The 14506-nt window shown below is 74.3% G+C and carries 14 protein-coding genes and 1 pseudogene; 9 read left to right on the forward strand and 6 right to left on the reverse strand.

Annotation, left to right across the window (positions count from 1 at the left end; genetic code table 11):
* Positions 1–381: 381 nt before the first annotated feature.
* Complete coding sequence (locus ACZ6AQ_RS23645) at positions 382–1641, reverse strand: peptidoglycan recognition protein family protein (protein WP_468762030.1); 1260 nt, start codon at positions 1639–1641, stop codon at positions 382–384.
* Between the two features lie 231 nt (positions 1642–1872).
* On the reverse strand, positions 1873–2283 hold the full coding sequence (locus ACZ6AQ_RS23650; RefSeq protein WP_468762032.1) for a hypothetical protein: 411 nt from the start codon (positions 2281–2283) through the stop codon (positions 1873–1875).
* Positions 2284–2714: 431 nt separating this feature from the next.
* Between ACZ6AQ_RS23650 and ACZ6AQ_RS23655 the strand changes: the two genes are divergently transcribed.
* The 4 genes and pseudogenes from ACZ6AQ_RS23655 to ACZ6AQ_RS23670 all read left to right on the forward strand — a co-directional run.
* Positions 2715–2951 carry a hypothetical protein gene (locus ACZ6AQ_RS23655; protein ID WP_468762034.1) on the forward strand — a complete coding sequence of 79 codons (237 nt, stop codon included), beginning with the start codon at positions 2715–2717 and terminating at the stop codon, positions 2949–2951.
* A gap of 316 nt (positions 2952–3267) precedes the next feature.
* Positions 3268–3522, forward strand: a complete 255-nt coding sequence (locus ACZ6AQ_RS23660; protein WP_468762035.1) for a hypothetical protein — start codon at positions 3268–3270, stop codon at positions 3520–3522.
* Positions 3523–3552: 30 nt separating this feature from the next.
* Complete coding sequence (locus ACZ6AQ_RS23665) at positions 3553–4131, forward strand: SMI1/KNR4 family protein (RefSeq protein WP_468762037.1); 579 nt, start codon at positions 3553–3555, stop codon at positions 4129–4131.
* A 521-nt stretch (positions 4132–4652) separates the two neighbouring features.
* A pseudogene (locus ACZ6AQ_RS23670) lies at positions 4653–4745 on the forward strand (RNA polymerase sigma factor); the annotation flags it as partial.
* Positions 4746–4941: 196 nt separating this feature from the next.
* On the opposite strand, the gene ACZ6AQ_RS23675 reads toward ACZ6AQ_RS23670, so the two are convergent.
* On the reverse strand, positions 4942–6141 hold the full coding sequence (locus ACZ6AQ_RS23675) for an MBL fold metallo-hydrolase (protein ID WP_468762039.1): 1200 nt from the start codon (positions 6139–6141) through the stop codon (positions 4942–4944).
* A 264-nt stretch (positions 6142–6405) separates the two neighbouring features.
* Positions 6406–7182 carry an SIMPL domain-containing protein gene (locus tag ACZ6AQ_RS23680; RefSeq protein WP_468762041.1) on the reverse strand — a complete coding sequence of 259 codons (777 nt, stop codon included), beginning with the start codon at positions 7180–7182 and terminating at the stop codon, positions 6406–6408.
* A 251-nt stretch (positions 7183–7433) separates the two neighbouring features.
* Here ACZ6AQ_RS23680 and ACZ6AQ_RS23685 point away from each other — a divergent pair, with 251 nt between their 5' ends.
* Genes ACZ6AQ_RS23685 through ACZ6AQ_RS23705 form a run of 5 tightly spaced genes read left to right on the forward strand, consistent with a single transcriptional unit; the run spans position 7434 to position 12587 of the window.
* Complete coding sequence (locus ACZ6AQ_RS23685; protein WP_468762043.1) at positions 7434–8393, forward strand: STM4015 family protein; 960 nt, start codon at positions 7434–7436, stop codon at positions 8391–8393.
* A complete protein-coding gene (locus tag ACZ6AQ_RS23690) occupies positions 8390–9547 on the forward strand; it encodes an STM4014 family protein (RefSeq protein WP_468762045.1) in 1158 nt (385 codons plus the stop codon). Before ACZ6AQ_RS23685 ends, ACZ6AQ_RS23690 begins: the two co-directional genes overlap by 4 nt.
* 11 nt (positions 9548–9558) lie before the next feature.
* A complete protein-coding gene (locus ACZ6AQ_RS23695) occupies positions 9559–10380 on the forward strand; it encodes an STM4013/SEN3800 family hydrolase (protein ID WP_468762318.1) in 822 nt (273 codons plus the stop codon).
* Positions 10377–11717 (forward strand): STM4012 family radical SAM protein, encoded by a 1341-nt coding sequence (locus ACZ6AQ_RS23700; RefSeq protein ID WP_468762047.1) that lies wholly within the window; start codon positions 10377–10379, stop codon positions 11715–11717. The genes ACZ6AQ_RS23695 and ACZ6AQ_RS23700 overlap by 4 nt, the downstream gene beginning before the upstream one ends.
* Positions 11718–11726: 9 nt before the next feature.
* Positions 11727–12587, forward strand: coding sequence for an STM4011 family radical SAM protein (locus tag ACZ6AQ_RS23705; RefSeq protein WP_468762049.1), 861 nt, complete (start codon positions 11727–11729; stop codon positions 12585–12587).
* Here the strand turns inward: ACZ6AQ_RS23705 and ACZ6AQ_RS23710 are convergent.
* A complete protein-coding gene (locus tag ACZ6AQ_RS23710) occupies positions 12574–13386 on the reverse strand; it encodes an SGNH/GDSL hydrolase family protein (RefSeq protein ID WP_468762051.1) in 813 nt (270 codons plus the stop codon). The genes ACZ6AQ_RS23705 and ACZ6AQ_RS23710 overlap by 14 nt on opposite strands.
* Positions 13387–13546: 160 nt before the next feature.
* Positions 13547–14506: a LysM peptidoglycan-binding domain-containing M23 family metallopeptidase gene (locus tag ACZ6AQ_RS23715; RefSeq protein WP_468762053.1), complete on the reverse strand. Its 960-nt coding sequence runs from the start codon at positions 14504–14506 to the stop codon at positions 13547–13549.

Below are 14506 nucleotides of genomic sequence, written 5' to 3' on the forward strand. Positions count from 1 at the left end.
GTCCGCACCCTCCGGGCCGCCCGCCCGGCATCCGTACCGGGTCCTCCGGGCACCCGCCCGGCCTCCGGAGCGACGGGCGGAGCTCCGGCCGGACGCGCGTGCGAACGATTCGGGGACCGGGGGGTCGTGACGTTCGGTGAGCGTGAAACTTTTCCGGATCGTTCCGGGGCACGGGGCGGAACCGGGACCGGGACCGGGACCGGGCCGCCGGCATCCCCGGGACGCCGACGGCGTCACCGCGGCCGGCGTCACCGGTCGCCCGCCGGGCCCGGATCACCGCCCCGTGCCCCGGCCGTGTGCCCGGCGGGCGGGAGCGGCGCCGAGGGGGCGGGATCGCTCGGCGGAGCCCCGCCCCCCTGCCGCCCATGACGGTCGCGCTCGTCAGTTCCCCGTGGCATACGGGGAGGTGCCCGCGGCCGTGCGGATCTCCGGGAGCGCCGAGTAGAGGCTCGCGCCGGGGCAGAGCGTGGCGTAGCCGTCGCGGTGGCCGGAGACGGTGTTCAGCGTGGCGGCCTGGCCCTTCTTCCACACGCCGGTGTCGGCGGCGGCGGTGAGCGTCACCTTCGCCTCCGGGTCGACGCCGTGCAGGCCGAGCTTCCAGGCGGCGAGGTCGGCGACGGCCTGCTTGGCCGCGGCCGTCGGCGTGCCGCCGTTCTCGTAGTCGCCGAGCAGGGAGATGCCGGAGGAGTAGCCGTTGAACCCGTAGGTGTGCGCGCCGAGGACGGGGCGGTCCACACCGCCCGCACGCCCCTCGAAGACCGTGCCGCACTTGTCGACGAAGAAGTTGTAGCCGACGTCGTTCCAGCCGTTCGTCCGGACGTGGTACGTGAGGATCGCGCGGATGACGGCCGGGGAGTCGGCGCAGGCGTAGTCGTTCGTCCCGGCGGTGTGGTGGACGAACACCGCGTCGACCTTGCTCAGGTACGAGGGCGGGTCCTGGACGAGCGATTCGTCCGCGCCCCAGTCGGCACGGCTGACGACGGCGGGAGCGGCCGGCGCGGTCGATGCGGTCGGGGCCGGTCCGCCGGACTCCTCCGCGAGGGTGATCCGGGTGGCGTCGGGAGAGGCGGTGGGTCCGCTCCTCCCCTTTCCGCCGGTCTCCCGGCCCCCCTTGCCCCCGGCGGTCTCGCCGGGGTCGATCATGTCGAGGCGGAGCGCGTCGGGCACCGCGGCCTCCCCTCCGTCCGCGACGACCCGGGCCTCGACCCCGTCCGACGGGCCGACCCACAACGGTTCCGAAGCGCCCCGCGCGTCCGACGCTCCGCCCTCGGCGGTTTCCGGTGCCCGTACGCCGAAGTCGAGGTCGCGCCATGCGCTCCACTCGCCCGTGGCCGCCCCGCGGGTACGTATCTGGGCGGTGCCCTCGAAGGTGTCGCCGCTGTTCTCCCACGAAACGCCGACGAGCGAGAACGTCCGCGTATCGGTGCGCGGGAGCGTACGCCTCTTGGCGTCCTTGCCGTCCAGGGGCAGCGCATGCGCCTTCGGCGGCCGTGTCCCGTCACCGGGCCCGGCGCCGGCGTCGCGTGCCGGGGCCGCGACGGCGGTCACGCCCGTGCCTCCCAGGACGACGACGCCCGCCGCGAGCCACACCATGTGCTTCTTGCCGGTCGCCCGCCTGGCGCGGGTCCCTCTCGGACTCATGTCCCATCCCTCGTACGCGGTTGGTCGGACGCGCGGCCGTGCGCCGACGGCCGGCCGTGCCGCGGGCAGGAGGGAGGGGCGGCCGCGCGGATTCCGGATGACGCCCGGTTTTTCCACGCGTTTATCCGGGACGCCTCTCTCATCCGCTCCGCGCTGTGGTTATACATGACGATCCCGCCGGAGTGCATCCGGAAGGCCAAAAGGGACAGCACACGCTCCGGAGAACGACATTCACCCGTTCGCTCCGCCGGAAAGCGGTTCACCGGAACAGGTGGCGCGGCCAAACGCTCCCGAGGCGGTGGCGCGCTGGACGTACACGCCGCGGATCGTCAACGTGCAAGCCGCCTGCCCACCCTTTCCGTCGAGGACGAGAGCGATGGTCGGCGCCTTGCCGAGGGGAGCCCGGACGGACCTCTTCCAGGGAAGCGCGACATTCTTCTCGACCGTGGCCGTGCCGTCCTCACTGCGGGCGAGACAGGAGATCTCGGCGGTTCCCGACCCAGTGACCTCGTACGTCACCTCGGCCGTCGGCGCAGTTCGCGGCCGGGGCCGCTCGTCGGCGTCGAGCACGCCGTAGCAGACGAGCCCGAGGCAGGCGAGCAGGACGGTTCCGGCGGCCAGGAGCCCTCCCCGGTCCGGCACGCCCCCGCCACTCCCCCGTCCGCCCCTCCACCGGGCAGAGTTTTCCGCGATTTCACTGGACGACATGCAAGGCCCCGGCTTTCGGTGAACCGACAGATGAACCGGGCGGTTTTACATCATGCCACCGGCTTCATGCGAGCAGGAGGAGAATTCGGGCGAACAACCCCACCCCGGAGCTCCCTTCCGCCCCTTATGTCACCGGGGTTGACCGGACATCGGAAGGCTGACCAGAAACCCCACCGCGACTCCGCGGTCTCGCTTTTCCCGCTTCCCGCGGTCGGGTCGTACTGCTCCAAGCCGGGCGGAAACATTCGCTCCGGCTCGTTCGGCGTGCCCATTTCGCGTGCAACGATGCGGGTACGCCGATACCGAAAGGTATCGTGGTGAAATTCCCACACAGGAGAATGCTCTCCTGTCCGGTCGTATCGGCGGTGGCGGGCACACTCCTGCCTCAGGCCGCCCATGCGGCTCAACCGTCGTCGTCCACGGACGGCGGCACCGGTGTCTTCGACACCGGCGGGTCCATGCGGTTCGAGGCGGAGGGCGGCGGGGCCGTCATCTTCGGTCCGGCGGGCGCGCTCAAGCCCGAGGCGAAGGGCGACCGGGTCGTCTACAAGGACGCACCTCCGGGGCGGACCTGTCGTACCGGGGCGGCAACGGCCAGGTGAAGGAGGGCATCGTCCTGGCCGAACGCCCGGCCGGACCGGTGTCGTTCACCTTCACCCTGGACACCGAGGGCGATCTGACGCCGAAGGCCCGCGAGTCGGCCGACCTCTCCAGCAAAACGTCCCCCGAGGGCGGCACGCAGCAGTTCGGCTATGACGCGTACGGCCGGGTCGTGCTCGTCGTCAACTCCGACACCCCGCACACGTCTTCCACCGGCACAACGCCGACGACCACGCGGCGTACCTCGACTCCACCACGGTCTACTCGTACGATCCGGCCGACCGTCTCGCCGAGGCGGTCAAGACGGGCGACGGCGACATGGCCGCGTACGAGGCGGACATCGCCGCGGCCGTGCAGGCGGGACAGGACGTCTCCTACTCGGTGACCCCTCGCTACAGTGGCCGCCGTACGGTACCCGCCGGGTTCGCGATCCACGCGCAGGGGACGAACCCGGACGGAAGTGCCGGGATATCGATCGACACGTTCATCTCCAACACCCTGGCGGGACGCCGTCCCGGCATGTTCGACGACCCGGCCACCGGCCGGCAGATACCGACGGGATCGATGGGTTGAGGGCGACCGGAAGCAGAAGGAGGCACCGCGGTGACTGATCCGGAGGCACTGCGGCAGCTCATGCCGCCGAGGACGACGCCCGGGGCACCCGTCGACTGGGCTGCCGTGGAAGCGTCGTGGGGTACGGAGTTCCCGCCCGACTACCGCGCGTTCATGGAGGTGTGGGGACCCGGGACGATCGGCAACTTCTTCGTGGTCCAGACGCCCGAGCCGAAGGCGGAGGAGCTGACGTCTCCCTACGGCGGCATGCTCGTCGAGACCCTCACCGCCGAGGACGCCTGGGCGGCCTTCGGGAAGGAGCCCGCACTGGAGGGGGCGCGGCCGCGGCTCATCGCGTGGGGTTCCGACGCGGCGGCGGACATCGTCTGCTGGGACGCCTCCGGCGACGACCCGTCCGCGTGGCCGGTGCTCGTGCACCACCGCGGCAAGGGCGTCTGGCAGCGCCACGACTGCGGGATGGTCGAGTTCCTCGTCCGCGTCCTGCGGGCGGAGTTCCCGGCGAACCCTCTGAGCGACCTCTCGCTCTGGGGCAGACACCCCGCGCGCTTCCTGAGCGAGAGCGAGGAGGAGCGCCTGCTGGAACAGGGGCTCGACCCGTGGGCGGAGTGACCGCCGGCACCGGGCCGGCCGGCTGACCGCCGAGCCGGGCCGCACCGCCGGGCACCCGGCGGTGCGGTGCGCGGCGCGCTCCGGTGACACGGGGGCCTCCGGTTCCGTCACGGCCCGCCGGCCCGTCCGGCGGGCCGTGACGTCTCGGTGCCGTCTCCTCGGAACGGACTTCGGGGCGGCGTTCCCCCGACTGCCGGCTTCCGGCTCCCGGCTCCCGGCTCCCGGCTCCCGGCGGAGGTTCGGCACTCCGCCGCCGGCCCCTCCCGCACGGCCTCGCGGACACGGCTCCCCCTCGACTTCTCCGCGACCGGTCTCCGGATCGTCGATCGCGTGGTGGACGGGCCGCGGAACGGAACCGGTGATCCGGACGCCCTCGTATCGGTCCTCCACGAACTCGTCGCGTACGTCTGCGAGGTGATCGCCCGTCGGGCGCGCGCCCGACGGGTCAAGTTCGACGGGGCGACGTCCGAGCTGTTCCGGCAGCCGGTCGGCGTCCGGACACCTGACGGACGGGTGGCGAGGCGTTCGCCGATGCCTACCGGATGGTGCAGCCCGGGATGCTCGGTTATCTGCGGGGGCTCGTCGAGGACGTGGCCTCCGATGCCTGGCTCGACCCGAGCGGCCGTGGCCGCGTTCCGCGCGGCCCGTGACGCCGGCGACCGTACGGAGACGCGCTTCGCCGTGACCGGGCGGGGCGACGCGCCCCTCCGCCCCGGCCGGCGCTTCACGGCGCGTGCCCGGACGGGCCTCGGGGACGACCCCGACCCGGTCGGCCGGGGTACGGCCCTGCCCACTCCTCCTCGCCCGGCGTCAGCGATCGCCCGCCGGATCCAGGTCCTGTTCGGGCGCCCGGGCGGGAGCCTGCGCCGGCCCCGGTCGGCGCCACGGACGGGCGACGGGCCGGGACACCCCGCGCCACCAGGCATCCCCGGGCAGCCTCCCCGCCGGCTCGAACGGCTCACCAGGGCGAGGAAACGCCACCGCCTGCCCCGCCTCCTCCGCCGCGTCCTTCGTCCACTCCCCCGGCTCCGCCCAGGCGTGCGGGGCCAGGTTGAAGGTGCCCCAGTGGATCGGCAGCAGCACACCGGCCGGACCGCCGCCCTGGAGGTCCAGGTGGGCCCGCAGGCCCTCCGCCGGGGTCATGTGGATGTCGGGCCAGAACTCCGCGTAGGCACCGATCTGGATCATGGTGGCGTCGAAGGGGCCCTGGTCCGCGCCGATCTTCCGGAAACCGGGGAAGTAGCCGGTGTCGCCGCTGTGGAAGATCCGGTGCCCGGCGCCCCGCACGACCCAGGAGGCCCAGAGCGTGTGCTGCTTGTTGCGCAGGCCCCGGCCGCAGAAGTGCCGGGCCGGGGTGGCCGTCAGCCGCAGCCCGCCCACCTCGGTGGACTCGTTCCAGTCCAGTTCCCGCAGCCGGGAGGCGGGCACGCCCCAGCGTTCCAGGTGCGCGCCGACGCCGAGCGGCACCGCGAAGAGCGTGTCGGTGGTGGCGAGTTCCTTGATCGTCGGCAGGTCGAGGTGGTCGTAGTGGTCGTGCGAGATCACGACCACGTCGACGGGGCCGAGCGCGGAGAGCGGCGCGGGCACCGGGTGGAGCCGCTTGGGACCGGCGAACGGGAACGGGGAGCAGCGGTCTCCCCAGACCGGGTCGAAGAGGACCCGGTGGCCGTCGATCTCGGCGCGGACGCCGGAGTGTCCCATCCAGGTGAGGCGCAGACCGGTGGCCGGGGGGCGGGCCAGGTCGGCCACGGTGGTGGGGTGGACGGGGATCGCGCCGGCGGGGGCCCGGCGGGCGCGCCCCTCCTTCTCGAAGTAGACCCGGGCGAGTTCGACGGTCGAACCGGACGGGCCCCGCCGGGTCCGCTCGGGGTTCTGGAAGGTCCCGTTCCCGAAGTTCGGCGAGCGGTGGATGCGGGCGAGGCGCTCGCCCTCGGGTTCCGCTCCGAAGGACTCGGGGCGCAGCGAGCGCAGCCGAGCCCACGGCGAACGGTCTGAGCCGGTACGGGTCACAGGAGCTCCTGGTCTCTGGGGGTCGCTCCATTATGGGCGGCCCCGCGCCCCGGGGGCCGGGACGGTCCCCGCCCGCCGGAGGACCGGGCCGGGGGCAGTCCGTACCCGAAGGACCGGGACGGGGACGATCCGCGTCCGGAGGACCGGAGCGGGACGATCCACGCCCGAAGGGCCAGGACCGGAACGATCCGCGTCCGGAGGACCGGGGCGGGGGCGGCAGGGAGCGGGGCGAGGAGCGGTGTGACCGGTCCGGGGTCCGGTCCGTCAGAGCAGTTCGAAGACCGCCGAGACGGTGACCTGCTCCTCGATCTCCCCAGGGGCGAGCGGGACGCCCGTCTCCTCGGCGGTGACGGCGGCCGCTCCCGAACCGGGGCGCACGGACTCCCCCTCGCTCAGCGAGACCAGCCGGCCGAGCCGGTGGCCGCTGAGCCGGGCGTGCTGGGTCGCCTTGTCGTACGCGTCCCGGAAGGCGGCCTCCCGCGCCCTGGCCCGCAGCGCCGACGGGTCGGCCACGTCGAACACGACGCCGTTGATGCGGGCCGCGTCCCGGGTGGCCTCGTTGACGGCGCCGACGACCTGCCCGGTCCTGTCGATGTCGCGGACCTTCACGGAGAACGCCTGCCCGGCCTGGTACCCGGTGACCTTGCTCTCGCCCTGGGCGTTCTGGGTGTAGACCGGGGCCAGGGAGAGGCTGTCGGTGCGGACGTCCCGTTCCGCGATCCGCTGTTCGCGCAGCACGTCCAGGAGGGTCTTGGCCGCGGCGCTCTGCGCCGCCATCGCCTCCTTCGCCGTGGCCCGGGTGGCCTCGACGCCGATGGACAGGATCGCCAGGTCGGGCGCGGAGGACGCGCGCCCGGTCCCGCTGACGGTGACCGTCGCGGCCTCCTGGTCGGCGGCGGACGGGGCCGTCCGCGCGAACGCGGCGGCGGGGGCGGCGGCCAGGGCCGGGGCGGCGGTGCCGGTGGCCAGGAGGCCGCCGAGCACGGCGGTGGCGGCGAGCAGACGGGCGGTGCGGGTGGCGCTGGGCCGGCGGGTCGTCACGGGCGGTCCCTTCGGAGGTGGGTGCCGGGGCTTCGGCAGGCACATCCCAGCACCCGGCGCCGCCGCGTCCCGCGCGCCACTCCTGACCGGCCTCCCCCTTCACCTCTCCATACCAGCCGGACCGGGTTCCGGCGCGCGTCCGGGGCCGGCGCGCGCCGACGGGCGACCCGGCGCACGACGTTGTCGGTGCCGCTTGGTAGAACTCTTGGCACCAGCGGCCCACGCCGTCCGCCCTTCCCCGGAGCGTCCTCATGACCATCGGCCACCACCTGCAGGAGTTCCACGGTCTCCCCGTGTTCGAGTTCCCGGACGCGGCCGCCCCGGTCGGGCTGCCCGACGCGTCCGGGGTCGCCTGGCGGATCTCGGCGCCGACGTACTCCGACCCCGGTGACGAGCGGTGGGCCTCGCGCTTCGAGCGGTTCCTGAAGGCGGTCGACGCCTCGCGGGTCCGCGCGATCGTCGTCGGCGGCTGGGACGAGCCCTACGAGACCTCGTCCGTCGGCATCGTCACCGCCCTGATGGCCGCCAACAACCGGCTCACCGGCCTGGAGGCGGTCTTCCTCGGCGACATGACCTTCGAGGACTGCGAGATCTCCTGGATCATCCAGTCCGACGTGACACCGCTGCTCGCCGCCTACCCAGCGCTGCGGGAGCTGGGGGTGCGCGGCGGCACGGGCCTGGCGTTCCCGTCGGTCCGGCACGCCTCCCTGGAGACCCTGGTGGTGGAGGCCGGCGGCCTCGGCGCCGAGGTCGTGCGCGGGATCGCCGGCAGCGACCTGCCCGCCCTGGAGAAGCTGGAACTCTGGCTCGGCACCGACGAGTACGGCGGCGACAGCACCCCCGGGGACCTGGCCCCGCTGCTCGCCGGCACGGCCTTCCCCGCCCTGCGCCGCCTGGGCCTGCGCAACAGCGTGCTCGAGGACGCCGTCGCCGCCGCCGTGGCGGACGCGCCCGTCACCGCCCGGCTCGAACAACTCGACCTGTCCATGGGCGTGCTCACCGACGAGGGCGCGGCGGCCCTGCTCGGCGGACGGCCCCTCACCCACCTCGCGCGCCTCGACCTCTCGCACCACTACCTCTCGGAGGCGATGCGAGAACGCGTGCGGGCCGCGCTCGTCCCGCACGGCGTGACCGTGGTCCTCGACGAGGCGCAGACGCCGGAGGACTACGGCGACGGCGAGGTCCACCGGTACGTCGCGGTCGCCGAATGACCTCCGGCCCGCGCCCCGTGGTCGTCGGCGCCCCGGCGGACCGCCGCGTCGCGTTCTTCCAGGACGCGCTGCGGCGCGCCGGGCTGCCCGGGGCACGGGTCGTGCCCTGGTTCGACGTGCTGCGGGGCCGGGCCCGGTTCGCGGCGAGCGAGACCGTGCGCCTGGACTCGCCCGGCGGGGAGCCGGAGACCGACCGGCTGCTGCGCGGGACGGACGACCCGGCCCGGGTCGAGGGCACCGGCCGCTGGTACGGGCGGTTCACCGCCGCCGTGGCGGACCTCGCCCGGAGCGTGACGGAGGCGGGCGGGGTCCTCGTCGACGACCCGGCGGAGCTGCCGGTCCTGTTCGACAAGCGGCTGTGCCACGGCCGGCTGCGGGCGGCCGGCGTGCCGGTGCCCGAGTCGCCGACCTCGGGCGCCTCCGCGCCGGCCGTGCGCGGCTGGGCGGACCTCCGGACGCTGACGGCCGGGGCCGGGATGCGCCGGGTGTTCGTGAAGCTCGCGCACGGCTCCTCGGCCTCGGGGGTGCTCGCGGTGGAGACGAACGGCGCGGGCCGGGTCCAGGCCACCACTTCGGTGGAGCGCGGGCCGGACGGCCGGCTCTTCAACTCCCTGCGGGTGCGGCGCTACACGAGCGAACGCGAGGTCGCCGCGATCGTGGACGCCCTCGCCCCCGACGGCCTGCACGTCGAGCGGTGGCTGCCGAAGGCCACCCAGGACGGGCGGGCCGCCGACCTGCGGGTGGTGGTGGTCGACGGGCGGGCCACCCACGCGGTGCTCCGGACCAGCCGCTCCCCCCTGACCAATCTGCACCTGGGCGGCGCCCGGGGGGACCTGGGCGCCGCCCGTGCCGCGATCGGCGCTGCCGGGGGGCGGTGGGCGGACGTCCTCGGGGTGTGCGAGCGGGCCGCCGCCGCGTTCCCCGGCACCCGGTGCGTGGGCGTCGACCTGCTGCCCTCGTCGGGGTGGCGCCGCTTCGCCGTGGGCGAGGTCAACGCCTTCGGCGACCTGCTGCCCGGCCTCACGGGCCTGCCCGGCGGCGGGGCCGAGGGCCTCGACACCTACGCGGCCCAGGTGGCCGCGCTGTTCCCCCGTACGCCACCCGCCTCACGTACGACAGGCACCGCCCGCACCACAGGAACGAGCACCCCGTGAACCAGCCCGACATGAACGCGGTCGTCGGCAGCCACGATCTGCTCCTGGTCACCCTCGACACGCTCCGGTACGACGTGGCCGCCGAGCTGGCGGCCGAGGGGCGCCTACCGAACCTGGCCCGGCACCTGCCCGGCGGGGTCTGGGAGCGGCGGCACGCGCCGGGGAGCTTCACCTACGCCTCCCACCAGGCGATCTTCGCCGGTTTCCTGCCGACCCCCGCCGCGCAGGGGCCCCATCCCCGGCTGTTCGCGGCCCGGTTCGCGGGGAGCGAGTCGACCGCCGAGGGCACCTGGGTCCACGACACCCCGGACTTCGTCTCCGGCCTCGCGGCCGAGGGCTACCGGACGGTCTGCGTGGGCGGGGTGGGCTTCTTCAACAAGCGGCCGCCGCTCGGCTCCGTGCTCCCCGGACTGTTCCGGGAGAGCCACTGGGAGCCCTCCTTCGGCGTCGCCTCCCCCACCTCGTTCGAGTCCCAGGTGGCGTGCGCCGAGGAGGTGGTGGCCGGGCTGCCCCGGGAGGAACGGCTCTTCCTCTTCGTCAACGTGTCGGCGCTGCACCAGCCCAACTGGTTCCACCTGCCGGGGGCGACCCGCGAGGCGGGCGACTCCCGGGAGACGCACGCGGCGGCCCTGGAGTACGTCGACCGGCACATCGGACGGCTCTTCGCCGCGGCGAGCCGCCGGCGCCCCTGTTTCACGATCGTCTGCTCCGACCACGGCACCGCGTACGGGGAGGACGGCTTCACCGGCCACCGGCTCGGTCACGAGGTCGTGTGGACGGTGCCGTACGCGCAGTTCGTCCTGCCGGGCCCCGACGGGGAGGGCGCCGCGTGAACATCTCCGGCGTCCCCGCCCCCCGTCCGTACCGGAGCTACGTCTACGCCTACCCGCACAAGACGGCGTACCGGAGGCTTCCCGAACGGCCCGGACTGGCCGCGCTCTGGGCCGGGGAGCCGAAGGACGCGCTCTCGCTCTACGCGCACGTGCCGTTCTGCGAGGTGCGCTGCGGCTTCTGCAACCTCTTCACCCGGATCGGCGCGCCCGGCGAGCTGACCACCCGCTACCTCGACGCCCTCGACCGGCAGGCGGTCGCCGTGCGCGAGGCCCTGGGGGACGGGGTTCCGGTGCGGTTCGCCACGGCGGCGTTCGGCGGCGGCACGCCCACCTTCCTCACCGCCGCCGAGCTGGAACGGCTCTGCGACATCGCGGAGGAGCGCATGGGGGCGGACCTGCGGGCGGTGCCGCTGTCCGTGGAGACCTCGCCCGCGACCGCGACCGCCGACCGGCTCGCGCTGCTCGCGGAGCGGGGCGCGACCCGGCTCAGCATCGGGGTGCAGAGCTTCGTGGAGGCCGAGGCGCGGGCGGCGGTCCGGCCGCAGCGCCGGGCGGACGTGGAGGCGGCGCTCGGCCGCATCCGGGACACCGGCGTCCCGGTGCTCAACATCGACCTGATCTACGGGATCGACGGGCAGACCGAGGAGTCCTGGCGCCGCTCGCTCGACGCGGCCCTGGCCTGGCACCCGGAGGAGCTGTACCTCTATCCGCTGTACGTGCGGCCGCTGACCGGGCTGGGGCGCTCGTCCGCCGCGGACGACCGGGAGTGGGACGAGCGGCGGCTGCGGCTGTACCGGTGCGGCCGGGACCACCTCCTGGAGCGCGGCTACGAGCAGGTGTCGATGCGGATGTTCCGGCGGAGCGGCGCGGAGCCGCTCGGTCCGGACGACCACGCGTGCCAGACGGACGGGATGATCGGCCTGGGCTGCGGGGCCCGTTCGTACACCTCGAAGCTCCACTACTCCTTCGACTACGCCGTGGACATGCGGGAGATCCGCTCGATCGTCGACGCCTACACGGAGACCGGGGACTTCTCGCGCGCCGAGGTGGGCCGGTGGGTCGACGCCGGGGAGGCCCGGCGCCGTCACCTGCTCCAGTCGCTGCTCCAGGCGGAGGGCATGCCGCTCGCCGGGTACGAGGAGCGGTTCGGGTCCTCGCCGTTCGCGGACTTCCCCGGCGAGCTGGCCCGGTTCGAGGCGCTCGGCTGGCTGGACGGGGAGGCTCCGGAGGGGCTGCTGCGGCTCTCGCCGGAGGGCCTGGCGTACTCGGACGGGCTCGGCCCCGAGCTGTTCTCCCCCGGGGTACGGGCCGCGATGGCCGCGTACGAGCCGAAGTAGGGGGCGGCCGTGGACCTGACGCTGCTCTACCGGGGGCCGCTCTCCTCCTGCGACTACGACTGCCCGTACTGTCCCTTCGCCAAGCGCCGGGACAGCCGGGAGCAGCTGCGCGCGGACCGGGCGGCGCTCGAACGGTTCACCGGGTGGGCCGCCGCGCAGACCGGTGACCGGCTGCGGATCCTGTTCACGCCGTGGGGCGAGGGCCTGGTGCGGTCCTGGTACCGGCGGGCGCTCGTGGAGCTGTCGCGGCTGCCGCACGTCGAGCGGGTGGCGATCCAGACCAATCTGAGCTGCCGGACCGACTGGCTGGCCGACGCGGACCGGGAGGGCGTGGCGCTCTGGTGCACGTACCACCCCGGGCAGACGCCGTACGAGCGCTTCCTCGCCAAGTGCCGCGACCTGGCGGAGCGGGGCGTCCGGTTCAGCGTGGGCGTGGTCGGTCTCCCCGCGCACCTGGAGGAGGCGCGGCGGCTGCGGGAGGCGCTGCCGCCGCACGTGTACCTGTGGGTGAACGCGGCCGAGGGGCACGCGTACACCGACGCGGAGGCCGCGCGGTGGACGGAGCTCGACCCGCTCTTCCCGTACAGCCGGCATCCGCACCGTTCGGCGGGGCTGCCGTGCCGTACCGGCGAGTCGGTGATCTCGGTGGACGGCGGGGGGACGGTGCGGCGCTGCCACTTCGTCAGGGCGGAGCTGGGGAACCTGTACGACGGTTCGTACCGCGCCGCCCTGCGCCCCCGCGCCTGCCCCCTCGCCGTCTGCGACTGCCACATCGGCTACGTCCACCTGGAGACGCTGCCGCTGTACGACGTGTTCGCCGGCGGGGTCCTGGAACGGATCCCCGCCGTGCCGCCCGCTACAGGGAGATGAGGTCTCCCAGGGGCATCAGGTCGGGGCGCTTGGCCGCGACGCGGTCCCCGGAGCTCTCGCCGCGCAGCCGGCGCCCGATCCAGGGGACGAGGTGCTCCCTCGCCCACTGGATGTCGTCGCGGCGCACTTCGAGCGTGCCGCGCGGCGGGACCGGCGGCCACGCCTGGTCGGGGTCGGCGGGCACCGGGATGCCGAGGACCTGGGCGGCGCGCAGGGCGACCCGGGTGTGTCCCTCGGGCGAGAGGTGCAGGCGGTCGCCGTCCCAGGCCCGCCGGTCCTGGACGGACCTCAGGGACCACAGGTCGAGGACGGGGCAGCCGTGGCGGTCCGCGATGGCGCGGACGTGCGCGGTGTAGGTGGCGATCTTGCCGCGCAGGTGCCGGAGCACGGGGACGTCGCGGGTGTCGAAGCCGGTGGTCACCATGACGGTTCCCACGGCGGAGGTCAGGTCGGCGACGGCGCGCTCGAAGCGCTCGGCCACGTGGTCGGGGTCGCTGCCGGGACGGATGATGTCGTTGCCGCCCGCGCAGAAGGTCACCAGGTCGGGGGCGAGTTCCTTCGCCCGGGGGACCTGTTCCGCCACGATCTGGTCGAGGAGCCGCCCGCGTACGGCCAGGTTGGCGTAGCGGAAGGTGTCCTGCTCCGGCAACCGGTCGGCGAGCAGGACCGCGAAGCGGTCCGCCCAGCCGACGTACGTCCCGTTGGGGCCGGGGTCTCCGACGCCCTCGGTGAAGCTGTCACCGATCGCCGTGTACGACCCGAATGCGTTCTTGTCTCTTGATCTCGAATCGTCTGCCACGGGCGCCCATCCTTCCTTCTCGCGTGTGACCTACGCGACCGTAAGGAGGGGTTGACGACGGGTGAGATATGCCACCGATAAAGATTCCGCCAAAACGGAATACGCCGGCGGCCCGGCACTTTCGTGCCGGGCCGCCGGAAAGGGGTTTCGCCGGTGCGCGTCAGACGGAGACGCCGTGTCCGCGCAGATAGGCCAGCGGGTCGATGTCCGAGCCGTAGCTCGGCGAGGTGCGGATCTCGAAGTGCAGGTGCGGGCCGGTGGAGTTGCCGGTGGAACCGGAGAGGCCGATCTGCTGACCGCCGGTGACGGACTGGCCGGCCGAGACCGCGAGGGAGGAGAGGTGGGCGTACTGCGAGTACTTGCCGTCCGCGTGCTTGATGACGACCTCGTTGCCGTACGAGCCGCTCCAGCCGGCGGAGACGACCGTGCCGGCGCCGACGGCGCGGACGGTGGTGCCGGAGGAGGCGATGAAGTCGACACCGGTGTGATAGCCGGAGGACCACATGGCGCCGGAGGCGCGGTACGGGGTGGAGAAGCCGCCGGTGACGGGGGCGACCCAGCCGGAGGAGGAGCCGGACGGGCCCTCGGGCGCGTCCGCGGTGGTGACGGCCGGGGCGGCGGCGCGGCGGGTCTCGCGGGAGGCGCGCGGGGTGTCGTCGCCCTTGCCGGAACTCCGGGTGCCCGGGGCGCTCTTCGGGCCGGTGGGGGCGGAGCCCTCGGCGCCGACGGTGAGCTTCATGCCGGGCATGATGAGGGAGGGGTCCGCGCCGATGGTCCGGCGGTTGTCCTCGTAGAGCTTCTGCCAGCCGCCCGTGACGTGGTGGTCGGCGGCGATCTTCGACAGGTAGTCGCCGCGGACGACGGCGTACGTCGTCGGGGCGGCCTTCGCGGGGGCCTGGGCGGCCTTCGCGGGGACGGCCTGCACGGGGGTGGCCCGCACCTGGGCGGCGGCCACGACGGCCGGGGCGGGGGCGGCGGCCGGGGCGGCCTGCTCGGCGGCGTGGGCCCCCGTGGCGCCGATGAGCGGGAGGGCCACGACGGCGCCTCCCGTACCGGCGGCGGCGAATCCGCGGGTGAGGAGGTTGTTCTTCGGGCGGCGGTGCTTACCCTTCGCGGGCAT

The organism is Streptomyces sp. NPDC041191 (genome assembly GCF_055591945.1).

What these genes read in the sequence shown, in the direction of transcription:
- ACZ6AQ_RS23645 (WP_468762030.1), bottom strand. Translation starts at nt 1,641, where the DNA reads ATGAGTCCGAGAGGGACCCGCGCCAGGCGGGCGACCGGCAAGAAGCAC.
- ACZ6AQ_RS23660 (WP_468762035.1), top strand. Translation starts at nt 3,268, where the DNA reads ATGGCCGCGTACGAGGCGGACATCGCCGCGGCCGTGCAGGCGGGACAG.
- ACZ6AQ_RS23685 (WP_468762043.1), top strand. Translation starts at nt 7,434, where the DNA reads ATGACCATCGGCCACCACCTGCAGGAGTTCCACGGTCTCCCCGTGTTC.
- ACZ6AQ_RS23690 (WP_468762045.1), top strand. Translation starts at nt 8,390, where the DNA reads ATGACCTCCGGCCCGCGCCCCGTGGTCGTCGGCGCCCCGGCGGACCGC.
- ACZ6AQ_RS23695 (WP_468762318.1), top strand. Translation starts at nt 9,559, where the DNA reads ATGAACGCGGTCGTCGGCAGCCACGATCTGCTCCTGGTCACCCTCGAC.
- ACZ6AQ_RS23715 (WP_468762053.1), bottom strand. Translation starts at nt 14,506, where the DNA reads ATGCCCGCGAAGGGTAAGCACCGCCGCCCGAAGAACAACCTCCTCACC.